This is a genomic window from Kosakonia sp. CFBP8986 (assembly GCF_034044935.1).
GTDB lineage: Bacteria > Pseudomonadota > Gammaproteobacteria > Enterobacterales > Enterobacteriaceae > Kosakonia > Kosakonia cowanii.
This window is the reverse complement of record NZ_JAXCXB010000004.1, coordinates 1-22506: the sequence shown is the minus strand read 5'-3', so window position 1 is coordinate 22506 and position 22506 is coordinate 1. Positions and strand designations below refer to the sequence as shown.

Sequence of the window (22506 nt, the reverse complement as noted above, 5' to 3'; positions counted from 1 at the left end):
CCGGGTACAACTCTTTTTTCTACCGTTATATAGCCCTCTGAGGGAGAGGCTCCCTCAGGTCAACATTGGCCGCCTGGATTAGTCCATTGGTAGGCAGCAAACGAAGCGTTGCGATTATTAAAAGGTTATAAGCACGCCATTGTTTCCCCCGCCGCTGGATTTTGCGCCATTGAGCCATTTATTTCATTAAACGGGGGAAAAGTTTAAGCCCGTTGAGATAATTAATTTCTCTTAACTGATTCCCCGTATAGCTTTCATAATTATCCAGCTGATGGGCGAATGAAGTACTGACGGACGCAGGCGCATAAGGAAAATCGCTACCGTAAAGGATATGTCCCGGCTCTGCAAAAGCCAGCAGACTTTTCAAAGCGACGTGACTACTGGACAACGCAGTGTCGAAGTAAAACTTTTTCATCTCCCCGAGCATCTCATCTTTGCTGAGCGTCGGGTGCAGGCCGGGTAACAACTCAGCAAATCGATATGAAGCGTAAGGCAAAAATCCTCCCGCATGGGAAAGGATCACTTTGATGTTTTGACAACGCTTCATTACACCTTCTACAACCATATGTATCGCAGTGCGGGTGGTGTCCATCGGATAATCAATTACCGGGCCGGGAATACCAGGTATTGATGCCATCGGTGGTTTGGCCGGGTGGATAAACACAACAGCAGAACGACGATTTAATTCATCCCATACAGAGCTGAAACGCTCGTCTCCTAAATATATTCCCTGGTAATTAGTCATCAGCACCACACCATCAGCATCCAAATGCTCATAGGCATAATTAATTTCAGACAGCGAGGCATCAATATCAGGCAATGGTAAGGTTATAAAATTACCAAAACGCCCAGGCATTTTCTGCACCAGAGCAGCAGTGTATTCATTAACCTTTCTCGCCATATCAATCATGCTCTTACCATGCCATCCAGTAATACTTGGGGCAGTAAGAGAGAGCATTCCCGTGGCGATCTGATTATCGTCCATAAAGTTAATAGCATCCTCTGGTGTCCAGGCTGGACTTTTCCAGCCGGATGGATCTCCGCCATGTTTGGCCAGTTCACCGGCCCAGAAAGGAGGGACCACATGCTGATGAACATCAATACGATTTGAACAGGTCATAATATTTACCTTTTGCATCAGGTGGAAAATAGAGTGCGTGCCGAAAATAGATTAAGAGTGACATTTTAATCACTCAAATAGATTGATATTATCAAACGATAACTTTAAGTAATCGTTTGATATGTGGAGAAAAGGCATGGAACTCCGTCACTTACGCTATTACGTTGCGCTGGTCGAAGAGAAACACTTTGGTAAAGCGGCTGAGAGATTGCATATTGTACAGCCTGCATTAACCAAACAAATACAGGCGCTTGAAGAACTTATTGGTACCACTTTATTAATCAGGAACAGCCGGCGGCTCTCTTTAACGAAAGCTGGTGAATTGTTTTACCATGAAGCCATAAAAACGCTAAGGCAGGCTGACTCTGCTGTAGAACTGGCACAAAGGGCAGGGAAAGGATTGATCGGCGTGATCCGGATTGGCTACGTTGGTAATGCAGCACTTAGCGGCATGTTGTCGCATTATCTATTTCAATACCGCTTACATTATCCTGATGTAGAAGTTTATTTAGAAGAAATGTCCCCATGGGAAATTTGTGAAGCCATTCTAAATGAAGAACTTGATATATCATTCGCGACAGATTTTAATAATAATTTGTCTGAGCATTTGGTTGCACAAAAGCTTATGTCATGGCACTGGGTAGTAGGGATGAGAAAAGACCATCCTTTGGCGGCGAATAAATATATTTCACGTGAGCAGCTAAAAGATCAGGCATTTGTCGTATATAGCGACGAAAGAAACGATAGTGTACAAATTAGTATTTTACAACGATTGCTGGGTGCGACTCCTGTAATCTCACATCAGGCTAAAAACACAATAGCCACTCTGACGTTAACTGCTGCAGGATATGGTCTGGCATTATTGCCATGTACATTAGTCAATATCAAAATCGCCGGGATGACATACCGTGAAATAATTGATTTTCCGGATCGAATGACAATGGAACTGTTTTATAGAAAAAATGAATCCAACCCCGTGGTGAATTCATTTTTACGGGTCGCGTCAGATATGGATGTTTCTTTTCTTAATGAAAATTCATAGGTTATGTAAAAGCTATTAAAGTTTCTGTTTTGCAATCCTGATTTTTAAGGAGTAAGGGATCTCGGGAATAAGACCGCATTATTCTGCGCCCTCTCATTTTCAGTTGTGCCATTCTGCGTGATGCAATTCAATATTAATGATCGTTATGAAATAATTTATTGATTAACGGCTGATTAAAGGCGTTTTCTATTGTGACAATGTATAAAAAATTTAGTTATAAAATATGAAATGCGTAATAAATTATTTACGCTTTTATCATTTCGGGTCGGAAGTAAATAAGTTAACGCTTTACATTGTTTTTATTATGTGATTTTGGCTGTTTATTTTCAGTGACTTACGAATTTTTTGCAAACGAAAGTCTTCTCTCCGTCACCAATTTTAACTAACGCCGCCTATTAACGTTAAAAAAAATGAAGAAGCAGACTTATAGTTAGGAATAGTGTTTCAATATTAAATTATCCATAGATAATGCCTATTGAATGGCGGGTTTGGACAGTTTTTAACGATCAATTTATAAACTCTCTTCCCTGTAAGCCGATATAACCTGTGTCGTTCCTTCATTCGAATGGTATATCCGTAAACTTACTAAGGGAATAATATGAGAAATGATTCGCACGCAGTCAAAACAACGGGCATGAGTATCAGAAATAAAATCATGATCTCTTTTGGCGTATTATTGTTATTACTTGCTTTAATTTCCGGTAATGCGCTTTATCGTCTCAGTGAAGCAAAAGGGAATATCACTGAGATTGTTACGGAGGTCTACCCGACAACCGCGCTGGCAAACGATCTGATACGCCAGGTTAATAACACCAGTGCTTTACTGCTTAACGCGCTGCTTGAAAAAGATCCAGCAAATAAAAGAAACATGGTTAATGAGCTTACGGATCAGTCTCATAAAATAAGCGCATTATATACCGAGCTGAGCAAAGCAGCGGATGATGAACAATCACAATTGATGCTTGAGCAAATTAAGCAGGCTCGTGCCACGTATATTCAGTCGCGTAGCAAAGTGATTGAGATCATTGAATCAAATCCTGATGCGGCCATTGATGAGTACAATGCCAGAACGCGCGATTACACGACGCAGTACATCAGCAAAATTAGCGAGTTTATTAAGCTGCAACGCAATGAGATGCAGGGTTCCTATGACGATTTCCTGGCTGACTACAGCCAAAGTAAACTCATCATGTTAATCATCTCGCTTATTAGCCTTGCCTTTGGCGTAACCACCGCAGTGGTGATGGCAAAAAGTATTGTTAACCCGATTCGCCAGGTTGTGGATGCCGCTCAGCGTATCGCCAGGGGCGATCTCGGCCATGAGATCACTGTCATTTCTAAAGATGAGACCGGGCTGTTAACCAGCGCCATTATCAATATGCAGGAGGAACTGAAAAAGATCGTTGCGGAGATCCGCTCAGGTGCGGAAAACATCGCCACCGGCGCTTCGCAGATCATGGCCGGTACGCGCGATCTCTCGGCGCGTACTGAAGAGCAGGCCAGTTCGGTTGAGCAGACGGCGGCATCGATGGAGCAGATTTCATCGACGGTTAAAAACACGGGCGACAATACGGCTAACGCCGCGCAGCTCTCCGAAAGGGCAAGCCATGCCGCTAAAGATAATGGCAGGCTGATGACCTCGCTCACCGAGGAGATCCATAACATCAGCAGTTCAGCCGATAAGATGTCAGACATCATCAACCTGATTGACTCGATTGCCTTCCAGACCAATATCCTCGCGCTTAATGCCGCTGTCGAAGCGGCACGCGCTGGCGAACATGGCAAAGGATTCGCCGTCGTGGCGCAGGAAGTGCGTAACCTCGCGCAGAAAACGGCGAACTCATCAAAAGATATCCGCACGCTGATAGAGAACTCGACGCAGCAGAGTAACCGCGGGCTGGAAATGGTGCGTCAGGTGAACGGTAAGATGGATGAAATGGTGCTGAACGTTGATAACGTTTCGGAAATCTTAAAAGAGATTGAGCGCGCAAGCCTCGAGCAGAGCGACGGCGTTCAGCAAATCAACATTGCTATCGGGCAGATTGATACCACCACTCAGCAAAACGCCTCGCTGGTTGAAGAGTCCGTTGCTGCCTCAGAGATGCTCAACGAGCAGGCGCGAGTGATGAAAGATCTGGTCAGCGTTTTCAAACTGGAGCGCACGGTCAGTTGAGTCAGCGGCGATCGTGACGCTAGCGAGTTTCACTCTCTTACACTTAAAAACATTTAATAGTTACTCTGTAAAACTTATAGAAACTGAATGATGTATGGTCTCACTTTGACCGTGATGTGTATTTGCCGTTCCCTCCCCAAGGAACGGCTTTTTTTTGCCTGCTCTTCCCCTTACTTTGTCGCCCGTTCTGCTTGCCCGCCATAACCCAGGTGTATATAAACCCTGATAAACGTAATGTTCACGCATACCTGCAACTGCACAAGGATCTCTATGAGCTACATCGATGGCTTTGACCACGAAATAATTGGCACCCTTGGCTACCTGCCGATCTACCACCCGCTGGAAGCTATCGAAGGCGACGGCGGCTGGGGAGTGTATGACTTCAACGCCTCGCCGCAAAACCTGGTGCTGGGTGGCGGCAGTGGCGAGCATCCGGGTCTGGTGGTGCATCACTTGCCGACGCTTGCCGCGCGCTTCCTGTTGGATAGCCTGACCGAGGCGCAAGCGGAGACCTTAAGCCGCGACGAGAGCGAATATGTCGACGAGCTCTATTACGCTGGTGAAACGCTGGAGTTTTGCGGCTGGCGTATCCGCCACTATGCACAGCTCCAGGCGATGGCGCAAAGCCCGGCGCTGAGCAACCCCGCCAGCGAAGAGGGGGAGGTTGAGGAGTGGCTTGAGCGCTCCCTTGGCGAACTGGTGTGGTTTTCGCTGCCGGAGCTTAATCCGCAGCATCAACGGCTGGCGGCCATATTCCAGCGCTTCAATATCTTCCCTTCAATGCGCAACGTCTCGGTCGACCCGCCGGGTTATCCGGCCTGCGGCGGCAGGATTATGGTTAACGGCGCGCTGAGCTGGGGACATCAACGCTGGCGTTCACGCTAGCCGCCGCAGCGAATAACTATTTTGTGCAGCCGCGGTGCAGGGCGGCGATATCCTCAGGCGTGGTGCGACAGCAGCCGCCAATCAGCTTTGCGCCAGAGGCCAGCCACGCGGGCAGATGCCCGGCCAGCGTGTCGCAGGCTGCTCCGTGTGCGTGCCAGCTTTTGCTTACCGCATTGTAGGTTTCGCCCGAGTTAGGGTAGACCACCAGCGGCAGCGCGCTCAGGCTGTGCAGATGCTCCAGCGCGTCATTGGTATTAGCAAGCGCGATGCAATTAATGCCCAGTGCCACAATCTGCGGCGTCGCTTCCACCACTTTCACCACCTCTGCGAGCGGGGTGCCGTCGCTTAAATGGTGCGCGTCGCGCAGGGTAAACGAGAACCATGCCCGCGCGTCCGGCCACGCCTGCAACAGCGCGGCGAGGGCTTTTATCTCGGCAAAGGAGGGGAGCGTTTCGCAGGCCAGCAGATCGGCACCCGCCGCTAACAGCGCCTCAATGCGCGGGCGATGAAAATCCGTAAACTCGTCAGCGGTGCGCTGATAATCGCCGCGATACTCCGACCCATCCGCCAGATACGCGCCATAGGGCCCAACGGACCCCGCTACCAGCAGCGGCCCGGCCTGCGGGTTCTCTGCCAGCGCGGCATCACGTGCCGCCTGCGCCAGCTCAACGCTTTTGCTAATCAGTGCCCGCGACTGCGCCTCATCCAGGCCGCGTGCGGCAAAGCCGAGCGGCGTTGCCTGGTAGCTGGCGGTAATCGCGACCTGCGCCCCGGCGCGGAAATAGTCGAGATGTACATCGCGGATCAGTTCCGGCGCTTCCATCAGCACTTTCGCAGACCAGAGGTTATCGGCAAGGTTACAGCCGCGCGCTTCAAGCTCCGTTGCCATCGCGCCGTCGAGCACAATAAAGGGCTGCTTCTCCAGCAGCGCGTTCAGGGGGTTAGGGCGCGACATGTTCACTCTCCTTCGCTTTTTCATGATGGGTCAGCCAGTAAGCACCATAGCACAGGGCCACAAACGGCAGCCCGCAGTAGAGCGCAATGCGCTGATCGGGATCGAACGCCAGGCCGACACACGCCAGCAGGCAGAGCAGGAAACCGGCGATCGGCACCAGCGGATACCACGGCGCGTGGTAGTGCAGATCCGCAAGCGACTTGCCGGACTGCAAATGGCGGCGGCGAAAGACGAAGTGCGCCGCGCAGATGCTGAGCCACACGGCAACCACGGCGAAACCGGAAATCGCCGACAGCGCGACAAACACCGTATCCGGCGCGATAACGCTTGAAAGCAGCGCCAGCACTCCACCCAGCATAGAGACGGAGAGCGCCGTCAGCGGCACGCCGTTTTTCGTCACGCGCATAAAGCAGCGCGGCAGCGTCTTCTCATTGGAGAGCGACCACAGCATGCGTCCGGAAGCATACAGCCCCGAGTTAGCCGCCGAGAGGATCGCTGTCAGGATGACAAAGTTAAAAATATCGGCAGCATAAGGAATGCCAATCTTCTCAAACACCACCACGAAGGGGCTCTTCTCTACGCCCGCCTGCTGCATCGGGATCAGTGCCGCCAGCACAAACACGGTGCCGATAAAAAAGAGAATCAAGCGCACGATAGTGGCGCGAATGGCAACCGGGATCACCTGCTGCGGGTTCTGCGTTTCGCCTGCGGCAATGCCAATCAGCTCGGTACCGGAGAAGGCAAAGTTCACCGCTACCATGGTCATTAAAATCGGCAGGCCGCCGTGGGGGAACCACCCTTCGGCGGTGATATTGGCAAGCCCTGGCGCGGGGGAGCCATCCTGCATCGGGATAAAGCCAAAGATCGCCGCGCCGCCAAGCAGAATAAAGGCAATGATGGTGATCACTTTCACCAGCGAGAACCAGAACTCGCCCTCGGCGAAAAAGCGCGTTGAGACCACGTTAAGGGCGAAAATCGCCACGCAGAAGATGACGCACCATATCCAGACCGGAACATGCGGGAACCAGTACTGCATGCAGAACCCGGCGGCGGTAAAGCTTGATCCCAGTGCTACGGTCCAGGTGAGCCAGTAGAGCCAGGCCACGGTATAACCGGTTGCCGGGCCAAGGTAGCGCGCGGCATAGACATGAAACGCGCCGGTCACCGGCATTGCCACGGAGAGTTCGCCGAGGCACTGCATCACCAGCCAGACCACCAGCGCGCCAATCAAATAAGCCAGCAGCGTGCCGGCCGCGCCAGTGGTAGAGATGATATAGCCGGTATTAAAGAACAATCCGGTGCCAATCACGCCGCCCAGCGACAGCATAATTAAGTGGCGGGTCTTCATGGTGCGCTTAAGCTGCCCCTGCGCCTGATCCTGCTGATTTTGCATACAACCCTCTAAACGTATGGACGTCTAAACATCTGCGTTCAGGGTTTATAACGTGATTGTTAACAAAAAGCCAGCCTCGCAGCGGGCAGGGGCGCTTAACTGCGCACTCTCTGGCCGGGGTTAGTTAAAGAAGAACACCACGCTCCAAAAAAGCAGTGATGTCAGCAGATGGACTTTTATCACCCGTAGCCAGTCGATGCGCTGGCCGGTGGCATCCCTAAAGCGGAACCACGTCAGATGGGGAAGATAGGTGGCCAGCGTTTTGGCCACTAATAACCACACAACGATCGACAGCGTATTCAGACAGAGCCGGGTTAAATAGTGTATTGCCAGCTCATCCATATTAATGGTGTAGAGCAATTGTGTATGTATTACCTGATAGAGCCAGAATTCGGCGGAGGTAAACCACGAAAGGAGATGCGGAACGGAGAGTTGTGCCGCTACAGATTGAATAAAAAAATACCAGTAAGTGCTCGCAAAATCGAAAGCGTAAAGAATTACCTCATACAGCAGAAATAATTTCAGCGCCCGTGCAAAAGAACCTGGCCATAATTTCGGCGCACCGCGCGTAAGAAAAGCTTTAGTAGCAAAGAAAAGCAGGGCAAATAGCGAAAAAACAGCAATGAGTGCAATCATGACTATACTTACCGCCGCCGGACCTGACGCTGCGCCATATGGGTTTTGCGCGGCTATTCTTCGGTTGGCTTCATCGCGCTCAAACTCGCTGAGATGGCTGTTACCGTTGTAATCGTAATGCACGAACGATCCCTATAATAGTGACAAAAAAAGTGTGGCGCCCATGCTATCCGCTTTGTGGGGGGAATTAAAACGCTGCGGCGAAAACCCACCGGAAATGGGTGGTTTGCGCATCATCTTATTAGGATTTGAAAGGCACATAATAAAGGAGGGTTATATTTCTGGCCGTCCGGGAATAACCCGTGCACTTAAAAAAGTATTAAAAAACAGCGCCGCAAAAAATAGTTAAACGCTATCTGCTTCACTCGTAACCTGTTTTGTGCGGAATACTTTTATCTATTGCAGCGATTAGTGAAGCTTTAGCGCAAATTGACGATAACGTCTTTGCGTCACCCTCAATCATGCAGGGGCGCAATTATCTTTTTTAACGAGTTCTGATCGCGAACGGATCTGCTTTTAGCCCTCCTTTAACAATCTCTGCAAGCGCATTTTCAGGCGCAATTTTTTATTTTAAGGAAAACAGTACTATGGCTTTCGTAAGATCACTGTATCGCGGTTTGTTGGGTTCCCGTCTGGCGGGTGGCGCTCAGCCTGCCAACGGCATTTTCGACTGCCGGGATTTACCGACCTCACTTTCGGCTGCGGGTCTTAGCGCGCGCTCATCCGGCATTTTATTGACCTTCGTTCCACCCGAAGCGGATTTTCACCGCGTTAGCCAGGCGTGGCAGCGTTTCACTTCTGCCGATCTGACGGTGATTACCCTCTCTTCTTATGGTGCGCTGAGCGCCAGCGGCCGCCAGACAACCTACTGCGCGGGCGACGGGCAGGAGGGGAGTTTCCTGCTGCTGCCGGACAGCCTTATCGCCGAGCACGAGACGCATATTGTCGATCTCCATCTGCACGACACCCAGACTGCCGCGCAGCGTATTAGCGCCATTCAGCGCGAATTAAACACCATTAAACCGCGCATGGCGCTCTCTGCTGAGCGTACCTTCGCAATGATCTACTGCGACGGGCTCTCCGCCTCAGAAGGTTTCTTCATGCAGGCCTGGTATAACAGCGGCCTCTTTCCTTGCCTGGCGATTGGCGGCTCCGCAGGCGGACGCGCGACCTTTGACGGCACGTGGATTGGCGTCGGTGATCGCGTCTTACAAGGCAAAGCGGTGGTCGTTTTCTGTCGCATGGCAGAAGGCAAATCCTTCTCGCCCTTCAAGAGCCAGAACTTCACCCCGCTGGATCAGAGTTGGTTGATTGCCGATGCCGACCCGATTGCCCGCACGGTAACTTCAGTCTTTGACCGCCAGGGGCAGCAGAAAGCCTTTACCGAGGCGCTGGCCGACCATCTGAAATGCAAAGAGTCGCAGCTGAGCGAGCGCCTGAAGGGGCTAACCTTCGGCGTGAAAGTGGGTGACGAGTACTTCATCCGCTCGGTGGCAAAAATCGAGCACGGCATGGTGCACTTCTTCTGCGATCTGGAGTTTGGCGATCGGCTGTTCCTGATGCAGGAGACCGACTTTAAACAGGCGACGCTGCGTGACTGGCAAACCTTTATCGCCGGCAAAGGCAAGCCTGCCGCCATCATGATGAATGACTGTATTTTGCGGCGTATGGGCAACAGTGATCAGCTGCACGATGCCCACTTCTTTAAAGGCATTCCGGCGGCGGGCTTCTCCAGCTTTGGCGAGATTCTCGGCGTGCCGATTAACCAGACTCTCTCCGCGCTGGTCTTCTTTAACCATGATGTGAAAGCGATGACGCAATTCCCGGTAGAGTACGCCGGGTATGCCGCGCACTACGCCCAGCGCGCGCTGCGCCGCTGGGAAGCGCTGAACAGCATTCAGACTCGTGTGCTGGATCGCGTGGTGAGTTATCAGCAGGAGCTGGCGCCGATTGTGCAGGCGTTGCCGGCGCTGGAAGCCGCGACCCAGAGCCAGAGCGAAGCGCTGGTAATGGCGGAAAGCAGCATTCGTGGCATTAGCGATATCGCCACCGAGAGCCAGCGGGCGCAGGGGCGTCTTGGCGAAGGGCTGGATTCGCTGGAGCAGATCTCCAACGGCATCGGTGTGATCACCCACGGCATCAGCAACATCGCCTTCCAGACCAATATTCTTGCGCTCAACGCGGCGGTAGAAGCGGCGCGCGCGGGCGATGCGGGGCGCGGTTTTGCGGTAGTAGCAGGGGAAGTTCGCCGCCTGGCGCACTCCTCAAAAGAGCAGGCGGAAGCGACGGCGAGCAATATCAGCGACGCGGTCAACACCATCTCCCATATCCGTGAAGTGGCCAGCAATACGGTGGAGACCGCAACCGATATGGCGGAGCGCAGCATTCTTGCCGCTAACGCCATCGCTGAGATGAGCCAGCAGACGCGCCAGGAGCGGGAAAACATTGCTAAGCAACTGAGCAACCTGCGCACCCTGACCGCCGGGATGGATGCGATGCAGGAAGCGGTTGCCCAGCTGAAAGTGCTGCAAACCCTCTCGACGGGTCGTTAAGGCGTTGAGTTGCAGACCTCTGGCGGCGCAGGCCGTCTGGGGTCAGCTTAAATCATGCAGTGTTTTGCCGAGCGGGCGGGTGATGCGCAACTGTTCGAAGCGCACATCCAGCCCCTCTCTTTCCGGCGAGCAGCACATCACACCAACAAAGCGCTGGCCGCTGTCCTGCCACGGGAAGAGCCGCAGCAGCGGCCACGTTTTACCGTCGGTGGAGTATTGCAGGCGTAATGCCTGCTTCTCAAGGGTCGCGCGCATCCAGAACTCACGCGCATCGCCGGGGAAGACGCCGGTCGACCAGTCAGATAGCCCCTGCGTGACCACACAGCCAATGGCGGGCGCGCCATCGTTATACTCAATGCCGCTTTTCACCCACTGCGTCTCCGACGCCTCAATAAATATGCCCGCTTGATCATAGAGCTGTTCAAACGCCGCGGCGATCTTCACTTCAAGGGTAAACTCCCCCTCCAGCATAAAACCAAAGGCATGGCCGGAGTGGCGTTCAAAGCCGTACCAGGTCTTAACCCAAAAATCGGTATTCGCCCCGGTGCGCATCAGTAACTGCTCTTCGGTCTGCGTAACGTGGGCCGGTTTATTGATCCACAAACCCTCTTCTGACGTGAAGCTCTCAATCGGTGTCACAGGCAACCTCATCAATGTTTACAGGAAAACCGCGGCCACTCTGCCACGCTTTTGCAGTGATTGCCGGGCGGTGGTTAACGTTTCGCTTTGCGCGCCAGTTTTTTACTGCGCACCGTTAACAGCGGCGTCACCGAAATGCCGTGCAGCAGCACGCTCAGCGTCACAATGGTGATGGCAATATGGGCGACAATATCGGCATCCGCGCCCTGCAAACCGTGGACATAGGCAAAGGCAATATAGTTGAGACTGCCGATGCCGCGAATGCCCAGCCAGCCGAGGCTCGCGCGGTGAAACCAGGTCGTGCCGGAGCGCAGCGTGACAATAAACACCGACAGCGGGCGGATCACCAGGAACAGCACAAAGGCCAGCCCGAGCGCGTGCGCATCCCAGTGATGCGAGAGGGTGACGCCAAGGACAATCACCAGCAGTGCCGCCAGTAATCGCTCAACGGTATCGCCAAATGAGAGGGCATCGCCAATCACCAGCCCGACGGATTTAATCGGGTTCTGCTCCTCCAGCGCATGACGCAGGTGCGGGTTAACCTGCATCTCTGCCGGCACATCCTCCTCATCTTCAGGATCGCCGTGGCGCTTCTGCACGCTCACTTCGGCGCTGCGCAGGCCGATACCGGCCGCAAAGGCGGCGAGGAAGCCGGAGGCGCTCAGTGACTGGGCCAGCGCAAAGCTCAGGCAGATCAGCGCCAGGGCGATAAAGTCGCTCGGTGCCACTTCGCCCTGTTTATGGCGCGAACGGGTGGCGATAATCCCTATCAGTCGGCCCATACCGTAGCCGATGAGTAAGCCGCCGACCAGCGCCCACAGCAGATCGATGCTCAGCCAGTGCAGCAGCTCTTCGCCCGATGGCACGCCATCGGCTTTGTACCAGACCAGCGCCAGCATCAGGAAGGGCAGCGCGGTGCCGTCGTTAAGCCCCGCCTCGCTGGAGAGCGCAATGCGCAACTGGTCATCATCGCGCGCGTCGTTGATCGCCACCAGGCTTGCCAGCACCGGATCGGTAGGGGCAAGGATCGCCCCAAGCGCCAGTGAAAGCGGCCAGGCGAGATCGAGCAGATAGTGGGCGGCAACCATAATCCCGCCGATGGTCAGCAGCATAGCGGGCAGCGCCAGCTTAATGCCCATCTTCCAGTAGGGAGAGGTGAGCGGCAGGCGTATTTTCAGGCCGGTAATAAACAGCGAGGCCGCCATCGCGATTTCGGTAATGCGGGCGGTGAGATCCGCATGGGCCGCCACATCAATATTAAGAACGCCCATCTCCCACGGGCCACAGATAATGCCAACCACCAGATAGAGACCAAACACCGGGATCGGCACGCGGCTTATCCAGCCGTAGGATAACGACATCAACAGTAACAGGCCGCCGGTTGCGGCCATCCACATCAAATAACTCATACTCCTCCACATCAGGCCGCAACCTGAACATTGCACCCCAAAAGGTATAGTTGCTGAAAAAGGTCTGCACCAGGCCAGACGGCGCGAATAGTGCAAGGGCTGAGCATTAGCTACGCTTAAAAAAAACGGCGTAACGGGGGTGTCAAATGAGCAAGAAGATCATGCAGGAGTATCTTGTGCTGGGCGGCAAACATCACGGCGAGGTCTGGCGCGGCGTCTACCCGGCGATGGGGCTGAATCTCTCGAAGCATGATGAGCGCTTCGGGCAGTTCTATGACCGAAGCGGGCAGAAGAAGGTGGAGCTATCGCGTAAAGAGCAGTACTTCATTACCGAGTGGCTATCGCCCGAAGGGCACACCTATCTGCTGGCAACCGCCGAAGATCTGACGGAGTTCAATATTGAAGAGGAGATAGGCCGGATCGCGCCACCGCTCCGGCCTCTGGACAGCGCTATTGAAGACTGGGTTTAGCCGTGCTCATGCGCCGCCTGCGTTTTTAAGCGTTTCGCTGCGCGCTGCTTGCGTAACTTATCAATCAGCTTGTGCGCTTCTGCGCGGGTGGCAACCGCAGGCGACGAGCCGCTCAGCGGTTTACGCGCCGTTTCGCGCAGCGTCAGCACGGTCAGCGCACCAATCAGCCCGGCGCCCATCATGTAGTAAGCGGGCATCATCACATTGTGGGTGGTATCAACCAGCCATGCGGTGACCAGCGGCGTTGTGCCACCAAACAGCGAAACCGAGAGGTTAAAGCCAATCGCCAGCGCGCTGTAGCGGATATCGGTGATAAACAGCGCTGGCAGCGTGGCTGGCATGGTGCCGCTAAAGCAGGTGTGCAGCACGCCCAGAATCACCAGCCCGCCGAAGACCGCCCACATATTGCCGGAGCCAATCAGCATAAAGCTCGGGATCGCCAGCAGCACCAGCCCCAGTGCGCCGAAGGCGATCACCGGGCGGCGGCCCAGACGGTCAGTCCAGTGCCCCCAGGCCAGCGTCAGCGGCATCATCACGAACATGATCATCATCACCAGCAGCAGGCCGGTCAGCTCGCTCATGCCCAGCACGCTGGTCAGGTAGCTCGGCATATAAGAAGTGAGCATGTAGTTCGAGACGTTAAACACCAGCACCAGACCAATACACTGCAGCATCTGTTTGCGGTATTTGTGCAGCATCTGCAACAGAGAGAGTGTCGGTTTGCTGTGCTCCAGCGCATCCTGCTTATCCATATGCTCTTTAAAGGCCGGGGTCTCCTCCAGCTTCAGGCGGATATAGAGGCCAAACAGGCCGAGCGGTGCGGCGAGGAAGAAGGGAATACGCCAGCCCCAGCTGTGCATCGCCTCGGTTGGCAGCACGGCAATCATAATGGTCACCAGGCTGGCACCCATCAGATAGCCGCCAAGCGTGCCGAACTCGAGGAAGCTGCCCATAAAGCCACGGCGCTTATCGGTGGAGTACTCGGCGATAAAGGTGGCTGCACCGCCATACTCACCGCCGGTCGAGAAGCCCTGAACCAGGCGCGCTACCAGCAGCAGGATCGGTGCGGCAATGCCGATGCTGTCGTAATCGGGGATAAGCCCGATACAGAAAGTACCAATCGACATCATGATCATCGTCAGGGCGAGGATCTTCTGGCGGCCAAAACGGTCGCCGAGCGGGCCGAAGACCATGCCGCCAATCGGACGAACCAGGAAGGCGGCGGCGAAGGTGCCGAAAGAGGCAATCAGCTGTGCGGTACTGCTGGCACCGGGAAAAAATACCTGACCGATAATCACCGCCAGATAGCTGTACACGCCGAAGTCGAACCACTCCATCGTGTTACCCAACGCGGCAGCGCCAACAGCGCGTTTCAGCAGCTTATTATCGATGACCGTGATGTCTTCGACGGTCAGTTCACTGGCCGTTGCGGCCGAATTCGTGTGGTGCGGTAAAGTCGTTCCGTTGCTCATAAACTCCCCATGAGTGCTGGTGGTGCGACCTTATAGCTTTCGCAGCCGTAGTGCTCAAATGGAGGGAAATGAAAGCTATAAGATGCAAGAAAAAGCAGATTGCCGACGTTTTCGGCAGGGGCACACCATAATTAAAATTTATGGATGAGGCAAATTTTTGGCGAAATTCGCTACTTTTATACTGAAAAGCTGAATATTAACGCGCCGTGACTAAAAGTAGCGGAACAAGCTAATCCCTTAGCTTGTATTCACTTCGGGGACCGCAGTTTGTTGATGCCCATCGCCATCACCTGTGAGGGATGGAACAGCGACAAACTCTCCACCTGCGACAGCAGCAGCACCTTGCGGAAATCGAGCGCCGACATTGGCTCCGAGGCGAGATCGATATCATGTTCATCGTACCAGGCGCTGTAGTTATGCTCGACGCGCAGATCCAGCGTCTCATGGTTGCGGTAGCCGCTCAGCATCGGGATGAGCACAATGTTGTTAGCATCGCCGACATCAAAGGTGGCGGTATGGATCATGCCGATGTAGATACGCTGCGATTTCAGAGTGATCCACGCCAGATCGCCGCGCTCCATGCACTGGTAGATCAGCCCCTCAATGCCGTTGGCGCGCGAGAGGTGTTTATACAACTCGCGGCGGCCGGGGATATCGAGGCGCGCGCTGCTGGACCAGTTTGAATGCCACAGGCAAAACAGCACCGCAAAGGCGAGCATAATCACCACCGGCGCCTGGATGCCGAGGAAGGTCCAGTTCATAAACGTCATATGCAGGTGGTGCTCTTCCGCGCCAAACGTGGCGGGAAAAGAGTTCATCACCGCCGAACTGGCGAGCAGGCAGAGCCAGATTACCGCGGTGGCGATAATCCCCTGCAGGACGAAGACGCAGCCGTAGAGCGCCACCAGAAAGTAGACGTCCCAGCCGAAGCTGCGTTTGAATTTGAAGCGTGTCGAGAGGTCGTGCGAGGTGTACCAGTAGCCGCAAACCATCAAAACCATGAATATTGCTGTACCCATCCTAAGCCCTCTTCAACGCATCAACGTGCTCTCTAAAATCTTCCTGTACCCTTTTGCAGTGGATATTCACCGAGGCGTTGCCGTCAGCATCGACCACAATGCGCTCACCATCTTCAATCGAATCCTGGATTTCACTGTGACTCATCACCTGTAACAGCTTGTCAGGGCTGGCGAATAAAGAACGAAGTAATTTTCTCATTAATAAACCTCCGCAGAGAGTATAGAAACCATTTCATGAATGTGTGAAATTTCCGAGAAAATTCTGTGCGAGAGAGATCTAAAAATGAATTTATCTTTATAGACATATCGAAACATCCTGAATGACTATTACCCGCTCAATAATAGTTGTTAAGGAGGCCGTTACCAGGGTTACCCCCTCATTTATCAATAATCTTATCTTTCTGTATTTGTTAACTTTCTTATATTTCACGCATTCAGGGTAAGACGCGCAAATTAAATTAAAGGGAATCTTTATTCAGCGCGTTTATATATTAATAAATGGATTAGTTATTATGAATAAATCATTACTCGCACTGCTGATTACAGCAGTCTGCGCGCACGCCTCTGCGCAACAATTAACGGTTGAGGAGCGACTGAGCCAACTGGAAATGGCATTACAACGCAATATGACGGAGCTGGCGCAGGCGAAAGCGGAGCTGGAACAGGCCAGAGCAAGCGGCGATAGCGGGGCAAAATCGACCGCACAGCCGCAGGCCGCTGCGGCAGAAAAATCCCACCCTACGCTGAAAGAGATCAGCGAGTTCGTTAAAGAGGATATCGGTTTTGCCTGGCACGGCTATCTGCGTTCCGGTTGGGGTGCGGCCGACAACGGCTCGCCAAAAGAGTACGCCATCGGCTCGCTGGGGCGTTTTGGCAATGAGTACTCATCGTGGTTCGATTTAACCTTCTCGCAGCGGGTTTATGAGGAGGGGGGCAAATCGGCGCATGCCGTGGTGCAGTTAGATGGCAATGTCGGCGCACAGTACGGCTCCGCGTGGTTTGACAAACACTCTGAAAATCTTCTGCAGTTCTCCGATATTTACCTTACTACGCGCGGTTTCCTGCCCTTTGCGCCGGAAGCGGATCTCTGGGTCGGTAAACACAACCTGCCAAAGTATGAGATCCAGATGCTCGACTGGAAAAGCCACCAGACCGACAGCGGCGCGGGGATCGGCGTGGAAAACTGGGCGCTCGGCGCGGGCAAACTCAACGTTGCGCTGGTGCGCCAGGATCTTGACGCCCATGCGGTGAACTACCCTGCCAGCCAAAACACTATTCAGGTCAACACCCACACTGTCGATCTTCGCTATAACGCGCTGCCGCTGTGGGATCGCGCCACGCTCGAGCTGTTTGGCCGCTACTCGCTGGCGAACAAATCTGCCACCTACCGGGCGGGTGAAAAAGCGGGGCACTATTACAGCATTAAAGATGCGTGGTTAGCGGGTGCGATCCTGCGACAGAGCTTTAGCACGGGCGGGTTTGAGGAGTTCACGCTGCAGGCGGCGGATAACGCGCTGGCGAGCGGCTTTGCGCTTATCTCCAACTCGGGAGCGAGCTACGGTTATCACGACAACTATTATGGCGAACACACCTACGGGCACGCCGTGCGCGCCATCTCGCAGGGCGAGTTCTACCCCTCATCGCAGATCGTGCTGGCGCACGCGCTGGTCTACGCCGCCGGGCAGGATATTTACAGCTATGACACCGGCGCGCATACGGATTTTCGCAGCTACCGGGCGGTGATGCGCCCGGCGTGGATCTGGGATAAGCATAACCAGACGGGCGTCGAGCTGGCGTGGTTTAAACAAACCAACCGCCAGCAGGGCGAGGATTACCGTGAGAAGGGGTATAAAGCCACGCTCTATCACGCACTGAAAGTGGACACCAGCCTGCTGACCTCGCGACCGGAGCTGCGGTTTTACGCCAGCTGGCTCCGCGCGCAGGAGAACGGCATCAGCCACTTCCGCTTTGGCGATGAGCGGCGGGAGCAGTTCACCGTTGGCGCCCAGGCTGAGGTGTGGTGGTAAGTAACCAATGCGGCGCAGAAGTGCGCCGCAATAGCCTGTTCCGGGCGGGCAAACGGCCCCGGCATCAAGCTTGCTGATGCTTAAGGCGGGCAAGGGTAGCGGCGAAGTTCGGCAGCCACTTCTCATGAGCCAGCAACATCTCGCGCGCCAGCACCTCGGCGTCACCGTCGGAGTGCACCAGCGGGCTGAGATTGAGCGCCAGCAGCACATCGTTAAACTCGCCGCTCAGCGCTGCCCGGCTGGCGGCGATCTCAAAGCCTTTGATGGTGTGGATCAGCCCCAGCACCTTGTCATCAAAGTGGGTGACGCGCGGATGCGGCGTCGCTCCTTCGCGTCCAATCAGGCAGGTCATCTCAACCGCCCACTCCGGCGGAATGTTATCGATATGCCCGTGATGGGGAATATTCACATAGTGCTCGGTCTGCTTATCGTTATAGATGGCGTTAATCACTTCGCAGGCTGCATCCGAGTACCAGGCACCGCCGCGCTGCTCCAGCGCCTGAGGTTTCACGTCGAGGGTCGGATCTTTATAAAGCTCAAACAGCTCTTTTTCGATCTGCTGCACCACCTGCGCCCGCGCGCCGCCTTTGTAATATTCGCCAAGCTCAATCGCCAGCATCTCTTTCTGCTTGAAGTAGTAGAGCAGGTAGGAGCAGGGGAGGAGGTTGAGAGCGCGAATCAACCCTTCGCTAAACGGCAGGTCAAAGATGTTTTTCACCGACGATGGCTGCAACTTTCCGCTGGCAACGCCGTCGAGCAGCTCCGCGAAGCGCGACACGCCGTTCACCTGCACATCGCTGAGAAACACCATATGGTTGAGGCCGAAAAGATCGAGCGCGATCTCATCATGCGCATCCAGCGCCAGCACATCGCGGACAAACATCTTCATGCCGACAGGAATGTTGCAGACGCCGATAAATTTCCTGAAGTCGGTATGGCGACAGATCGCTTCGGTCACCATTCCCGCCGGGTTAGTGAAGTTAATCACCCAGGCGTTCGGGCAGATCTCCTCCACGTCGCGCAGAATATCGAAAATGACCGGAATGGTGCGCAAGCCTTTGAACAAGCCGCCTGCGCCGTTGGTCTCCTGACCAAGATAGCCGTGGCTTAAGGGAATGCGCTCATCCAGTTCGCGCGCTTTTAACTGGCCAACGCGCAACTGGGTGGTAACAAAATCCGCGCCCTGCAGCGCCTCGCGGCGATCCAGCGTTTGGTAGACTTTTAGCGGAATGCCCGCTTTTGCCACCATCCGCTGGCAGAGCTGGAAAATAATCTCCTGCTTCTCTCTTCCTTCCTCGACGTCAACGAGCCACCACTCCGTAATCGGCAGTTCGTGGTAGCGCTTGATAAACCCTTCAAGAAGTTCCGGCGTATAGCTGCTACCCCCGCCGATAGTGACAACTTTCAGTTTCGGATCCATGCTCTCTCCTGTGGAGGGTCGCGCCAGCGGGCGTTACTGCGTGATTTCCGTCAACCGCTTGCGATAACTGTTGGGTGTAAACGACGTCATTTTTTTGAAGGTTTTGATAAACAGGCTTGGGCTGCTGTAGCCCGACTCCCAGGCGATGTCGGCCACCGAGTAGTTGGTCATCTCGAGCTGCTTTTTCGCAAAATCGATACGGATCTCATTGATGATCTGCATCGGCGTTTTGTCATAAAAGCGCCGGGTCGCGCGGGTAAGATACTCCTGCGATTTGCAGGAGAGCCGCACCATATTCTCCAGCGCATTGTCGCTGAACTGGCGCTTGTCGTGCATCGCTTCAACGGTGCTTCTCAGCCACTGGGGAATATCCTCCAGCACCTGCTCTTCGCGGTAGTGGCGCAGGCGATTGAGCACATAAAAGGTGACGGTTTCGATAAACTCATCCAGCCCGTTCTCGCGAAAATTGAGCGAAGCAATCACTGTTTCAACATAGGTCAAAAATGCGCTGTGCGTGCGGTAAGGTTGCGAGGCAACAAAGCAGAACGGCATCAGCGATTGATAGTACTGTTCGAAAAATTTGCGGCTGATCCCCACATTAAGGATCCGCGCGGCGCCGTACTCATAGACGCTCTGGTGGTGCGAACCCAGCGGGATAAAGACAAAGTCGCCGCGCTCCAGCAGCACGCGCTTGCCGTTAATGATCTGGTAGTAACGCCCGGTCAGAACAAGAGTAAATTCATAATAATCATGCTGATGCAGCCCGCTGGCGCTCTCCGATTTGTTGAAGATAAACACATGGAAAGGCTTTCCCTTAAAGAGCTGCTGTTCGTGGACGGTTTTGATCTCCTGTGTGCCGATCATTGGCGTTGGCTGCATCGTTCACTCCTTACGACTTGCTCATACATGTCAAAATTTCAGCGCGTTGGCGATCGCTCTGCGCGCGCTTCCTGCTTAATGAACACTGCCTTTTTTTCTGGCGCGAACGCTCTTCATCTGCGTTAAGGGCTCCTGGAAATGCTTCAATAATGACCGAAGCGGCAGGATATCTGGCTTATCATTAACGGTAAGCAAACAGGCTCGCCTGTAATGTCGAAAGAGAAATATGCTTCTCTACCCTCAACGCGCGCGCCAATTATTCCCATTTTTGCCAAAAGGGCGTCAGTACATCTTCACAGGAGCCGTAAATTTGCGTTTAGTACTTTTTTCCTGAGATAAAACAAGTATACGGGAGCGTGCCGGAGGGAGGTATTCTGCAATCTGCCACAATTATCTCTGGTTGACCGATTGTTATGCTCTTCTTCACAAATTCGGTAATTTTTTGGCGAGTCCGGAGAGGGCGCAGGCTCCTCTCCGGCGGAAAATTACACCAGGTTAGCAGCAAAAATAGTTTTGCCGATCTCACGCGCTTTTTGCAGGCAAGCCTGAGGCGAACCGAGATCGGGCTGCATCAGCGTGGCGTTGGTTAACACCGGCGCGCCGCAATAATCGAAAATACCGTGCGGAATTTGCGTATTCCAGGATTGCGCATAGCCATGTTTTTCAAAGGTTTTAGTGTCTGCGCCGCCTGTCGCCACCAGATGCACCGGCAGATGCCCCAGCTTCTTGATCACCTTGCCGGTACCGCTATCTTCGTAAGCCCAGCCGTTGGCAAAGACGCGATCGATCCACCCCTTTAACTGCCCCGGCATCGTCCACCAGTAGATTGGAAACACCAGTATCAACGCGTCGGCTTTCTCAATCCGCGCCTGTTCAGCCCGCACATCGGCGGGCAGCGGGGCGGTTTGCATAAAGGCGTTGTAATCGGCGGCAGTGAAAGACGGGTTAAAGCCCTCCCGCGCCAGATCGGCGATCTCAACGCTGTGCTGCGCGTTCTCTTCGCGGATCCCTTCTGCCACCGCGTGCGCCAGGCCATGGGTTAATGAGGTGTCGAGCGGGTGAGAGACTACGATCAGTGCATGCATGTTCTTCTCCTCGGTTGCCATTACGGATCAATCACCGTAGGCTTATATACTATCAGTAACCTACTACTAGTAAGTTACTAATGGTATATAAGCTTGTCAAGGAGGCAAATTATGGCCGATACGCGTGTACGCCAGCGGCTCTCGCGGGAAGAGCGCTACGCACAGCTTGTTGAAGTGGCATGGCAGATCATTCATGAGTTGGGTACTGAAGCGCTGACGCTCGGCTATTTAGCTGAACGCGCGGGCGTCACCAAACCGGTGGTTTACGACCACTTTACCAGCCGCTCCGGGCTGCTGGCGGCGCTCTATCGTGAGTACGATCAGCGCCAGAACCGCAAACTGGAGTCGCTGCTGGCGCAGACCGCGCCCGAGCTACAGCCGCGCGCAGAGGTGGTTGCGAAAACCTATATCGAATGCGTGCTGTTCCAGGGGCGTGAGATGCCTAGCCTGCTGGCGGCGCTGGCCGGGACGCCTGAGCTGGAGAAGATCCGCCGCGAATACGCGGTGGATTTCACCGGCACGTGCCGCACGCTGTTTGCGCCGTTTTGTGGTGCGCCTCTGCGCGACGCCGCGTTATGGGCGATGCTCGGCGCTGCCGAAGGGCTCTCCTGGGCGGCAGTGCAGGATGCGATTAGCGAACAGCAGGCTAAAGAGGAGCTGGAGCGGGTGATTATCACCATGGTGCATGCGACGTTGAGTGACGAGAGTGCATAAAACGCTCACCCGGGGTGCCATCATGAGGTATTAAGTTGTATTATGAATGCATCTTAATTATTGGTGATAACGATGTCTGGACCACGCATCCTGCGGGAAAAATTGACCATCAGGAAGATGATTGCCCTCTATCAACGCGCCTGCCCGGATGCAGTGAGCAGCGCGGCGCACTACGCGGATCTCTATGCCTACGCGGAGAAGCGGCTTGATAAATGCGTCTTCGGCGAGGCAAAACCGGCCTGTAAGCAGTGCCCGGTGCACTGTTATCAGCCCGCAAAACGTGAAGAGATGAAACAGGTAATGCGCTGGGCAGGGCCACGCATGTTGTGGCGGCATCCGATATTGACGGTGCGCCATTTGATCGACGATAAGCGCCCGGTACCGGCGTTGCCCGAAAAGTATCGACGCAAATAACCTGTAGGCCGGATAAGCGCCAAGCGCCATCCGGCAATGGGGCTTGCATGGGGCATTGGTGGAAGAGTTCCGTTCACCAGGCGTCTGGTGGCTGATTTAATCACCGGTGCGGTGAACGGGACAAGGGGGGGACCGTGTATGAACCGGGCACATGGGTAACACTTTAAACCGGGCACATGGGTAACAGGTTATAACGGTACGG

20 protein-coding genes are annotated in these 22506 nt (G+C 54.1%); 8 read left to right on the top strand and 12 right to left on the bottom strand.

Annotated features, from left to right (window positions below; all coding sequences use genetic code 11):
• Positions 1-178 precede the first annotated feature (178 nt).
• Positions 179-1120: an amidohydrolase family protein gene (locus SOM48_RS09800; protein WP_320511855.1), complete on the bottom strand. Its 942-nt coding sequence runs from the start codon at positions 1118-1120 to the stop codon at positions 179-181.
• Positions 1121-1256: 136 nt separating this feature from the next.
• Here SOM48_RS09800 and SOM48_RS09795 point away from each other — a divergent pair, with 136 nt between their 5' ends.
• From SOM48_RS09795 to SOM48_RS09785, 3 genes are all read left to right on the top strand, one after another.
• Positions 1257-2162 (top strand): LysR family transcriptional regulator, encoded by a 906-nt coding sequence (locus tag SOM48_RS09795; protein WP_320511854.1) that lies wholly within the window; start codon positions 1257-1259, stop codon positions 2160-2162.
• A 598-nt stretch (positions 2163-2760) separates the two neighbouring features.
• Positions 2761-4335, top strand: coding sequence for a methyl-accepting chemotaxis protein (locus tag SOM48_RS09790; protein ID WP_139566997.1), 1575 nt, complete (start codon positions 2761-2763; stop codon positions 4333-4335).
• 270 nt (positions 4336-4605) lie between these two features.
• Positions 4606-5220: a hypothetical protein gene (locus SOM48_RS09785; RefSeq protein ID WP_320511853.1), complete on the top strand. Its 615-nt coding sequence runs from the start codon at positions 4606-4608 to the stop codon at positions 5218-5220.
• Positions 5221-5236: 16 nt separating this feature from the next.
• Here SOM48_RS09785 and mmuM read toward each other — a convergent pair whose 3' ends face one another.
• The 3 genes from mmuM to SOM48_RS09770 all read right to left on the bottom strand — a co-directional run bounded on the left by mmuM (position 5237) and on the right by SOM48_RS09770 (position 8327).
• Positions 5237-6175 (bottom strand): homocysteine S-methyltransferase, encoded by a 939-nt coding sequence (gene mmuM, locus SOM48_RS09780; RefSeq protein WP_288882453.1) that lies wholly within the window; start codon positions 6173-6175, stop codon positions 5237-5239.
• Entirely contained in the window at positions 6162-7568 is a 1407-nt protein-coding gene (mmuP, locus tag SOM48_RS09775; protein ID WP_128482227.1) for an S-methylmethionine permease, read from the bottom strand. The genes mmuM and mmuP overlap by 14 nt, the downstream gene beginning before the upstream one ends.
• A gap of 120 nt (positions 7569-7688) precedes the next feature.
• Positions 7689-8327: a hypothetical protein gene (locus SOM48_RS09770; protein ID WP_139566993.1), complete on the bottom strand. Its 639-nt coding sequence runs from the start codon at positions 8325-8327 to the stop codon at positions 7689-7691.
• Positions 8328-8791: 464 nt separating this feature from the next.
• On the opposite strand from SOM48_RS09770, the gene SOM48_RS09765 reads away from it, so the two are divergent.
• Positions 8792-10756 carry a methyl-accepting chemotaxis protein gene (locus SOM48_RS09765; protein WP_128482229.1) on the top strand — a complete coding sequence of 655 codons (1965 nt, stop codon included), beginning with the start codon at positions 8792-8794 and terminating at the stop codon, positions 10754-10756.
• A gap of 42 nt (positions 10757-10798) precedes the next feature.
• Here SOM48_RS09765 and SOM48_RS09760 read toward each other — a convergent pair whose 3' ends face one another.
• Both SOM48_RS09760 and SOM48_RS09755 read right to left on the bottom strand, forming a co-directional pair.
• The gene (locus tag SOM48_RS09760; protein ID WP_076769129.1) at positions 10799-11407 is read right to left on the bottom strand and encodes a DUF1349 domain-containing protein; all 609 of its coding nucleotides are present in this window, start codon (positions 11405-11407) and stop codon (positions 10799-10801) included.
• A 62-nt stretch (positions 11408-11469) separates the two neighbouring features.
• Positions 11470-12804 (bottom strand): cation:proton antiporter, encoded by a 1335-nt coding sequence (locus SOM48_RS09755; RefSeq protein WP_076769128.1) that lies wholly within the window; start codon positions 12802-12804, stop codon positions 11470-11472.
• Between the two features lie 146 nt (positions 12805-12950).
• Here SOM48_RS09755 and SOM48_RS09750 point away from each other — a divergent pair, with 146 nt between their 5' ends.
• A complete protein-coding gene (locus SOM48_RS09750) occupies positions 12951-13274 on the top strand; it encodes a hypothetical protein (RefSeq protein WP_054803732.1) in 324 nt (107 codons plus the stop codon).
• Here the strand turns inward: SOM48_RS09750 and proP are convergent.
• The 3 genes from proP to SOM48_RS09735 form a co-directional block, all read right to left on the bottom strand.
• Positions 13271-14746, bottom strand: a complete 1476-nt coding sequence (gene proP, locus SOM48_RS09745) for a glycine betaine/L-proline transporter ProP (protein ID WP_054803731.1) — start codon at positions 14744-14746, stop codon at positions 13271-13273. The genes SOM48_RS09750 and proP overlap by 4 nt on opposite strands.
• 248 nt (positions 14747-14994) lie before the next feature.
• Complete coding sequence (locus SOM48_RS09740) at positions 14995-15765, bottom strand: hypothetical protein (RefSeq protein ID WP_076769127.1); 771 nt, start codon at positions 15763-15765, stop codon at positions 14995-14997.
• 1 nt (position 15766) lies between these two features.
• Positions 15767-15964 carry a hypothetical protein gene (locus tag SOM48_RS09735; RefSeq protein WP_023481113.1) on the bottom strand — a complete coding sequence of 66 codons (198 nt, stop codon included), beginning with the start codon at positions 15962-15964 and terminating at the stop codon, positions 15767-15769.
• 313 nt (positions 15965-16277) lie between these two features.
• Between SOM48_RS09735 and SOM48_RS09730 the strand changes: the two genes are divergently transcribed.
• Positions 16278-17792, top strand: coding sequence for a carbohydrate porin (locus tag SOM48_RS09730; RefSeq protein ID WP_320511852.1), 1515 nt, complete (start codon positions 16278-16280; stop codon positions 17790-17792).
• A 64-nt stretch (positions 17793-17856) separates the two neighbouring features.
• Here SOM48_RS09730 and SOM48_RS09725 read toward each other — a convergent pair whose 3' ends face one another.
• The 3 genes from SOM48_RS09725 to SOM48_RS09715 all read right to left on the bottom strand — a co-directional run bounded on the left by SOM48_RS09725 (position 17857) and on the right by SOM48_RS09715 (position 21176).
• On the bottom strand, positions 17857-19212 hold the full coding sequence (locus SOM48_RS09725; protein ID WP_320511851.1) for a 6-phospho-beta-glucosidase: 1356 nt from the start codon (positions 19210-19212) through the stop codon (positions 17857-17859).
• Positions 19213-19245: 33 nt separating this feature from the next.
• Positions 19246-20091: a transcriptional regulator ChbR gene (chbR, locus tag SOM48_RS09720; protein ID WP_128482234.1), complete on the bottom strand. Its 846-nt coding sequence runs from the start codon at positions 20089-20091 to the stop codon at positions 19246-19248.
• A 485-nt stretch (positions 20092-20576) separates the two neighbouring features.
• Positions 20577-21176, bottom strand: a complete 600-nt coding sequence (locus SOM48_RS09715; RefSeq protein WP_139965755.1) for an NAD(P)H-dependent oxidoreductase — start codon at positions 21174-21176, stop codon at positions 20577-20579.
• Between the two features lie 111 nt (positions 21177-21287).
• Here SOM48_RS09715 and SOM48_RS09710 point away from each other — a divergent pair, with 111 nt between their 5' ends.
• Both SOM48_RS09710 and SOM48_RS09705 read left to right on the top strand, forming a co-directional pair.
• Positions 21288-21890 (top strand): TetR/AcrR family transcriptional regulator, encoded by a 603-nt coding sequence (locus SOM48_RS09710; RefSeq protein ID WP_042713776.1) that lies wholly within the window; start codon positions 21288-21290, stop codon positions 21888-21890.
• Positions 21891-21962: 72 nt separating this feature from the next.
• Positions 21963-22304: a nitrous oxide-stimulated promoter family protein gene (locus tag SOM48_RS09705; protein WP_128482237.1), complete on the top strand. Its 342-nt coding sequence runs from the start codon at positions 21963-21965 to the stop codon at positions 22302-22304.
• Positions 22305-22506: the final 202 nt, after the last annotated feature.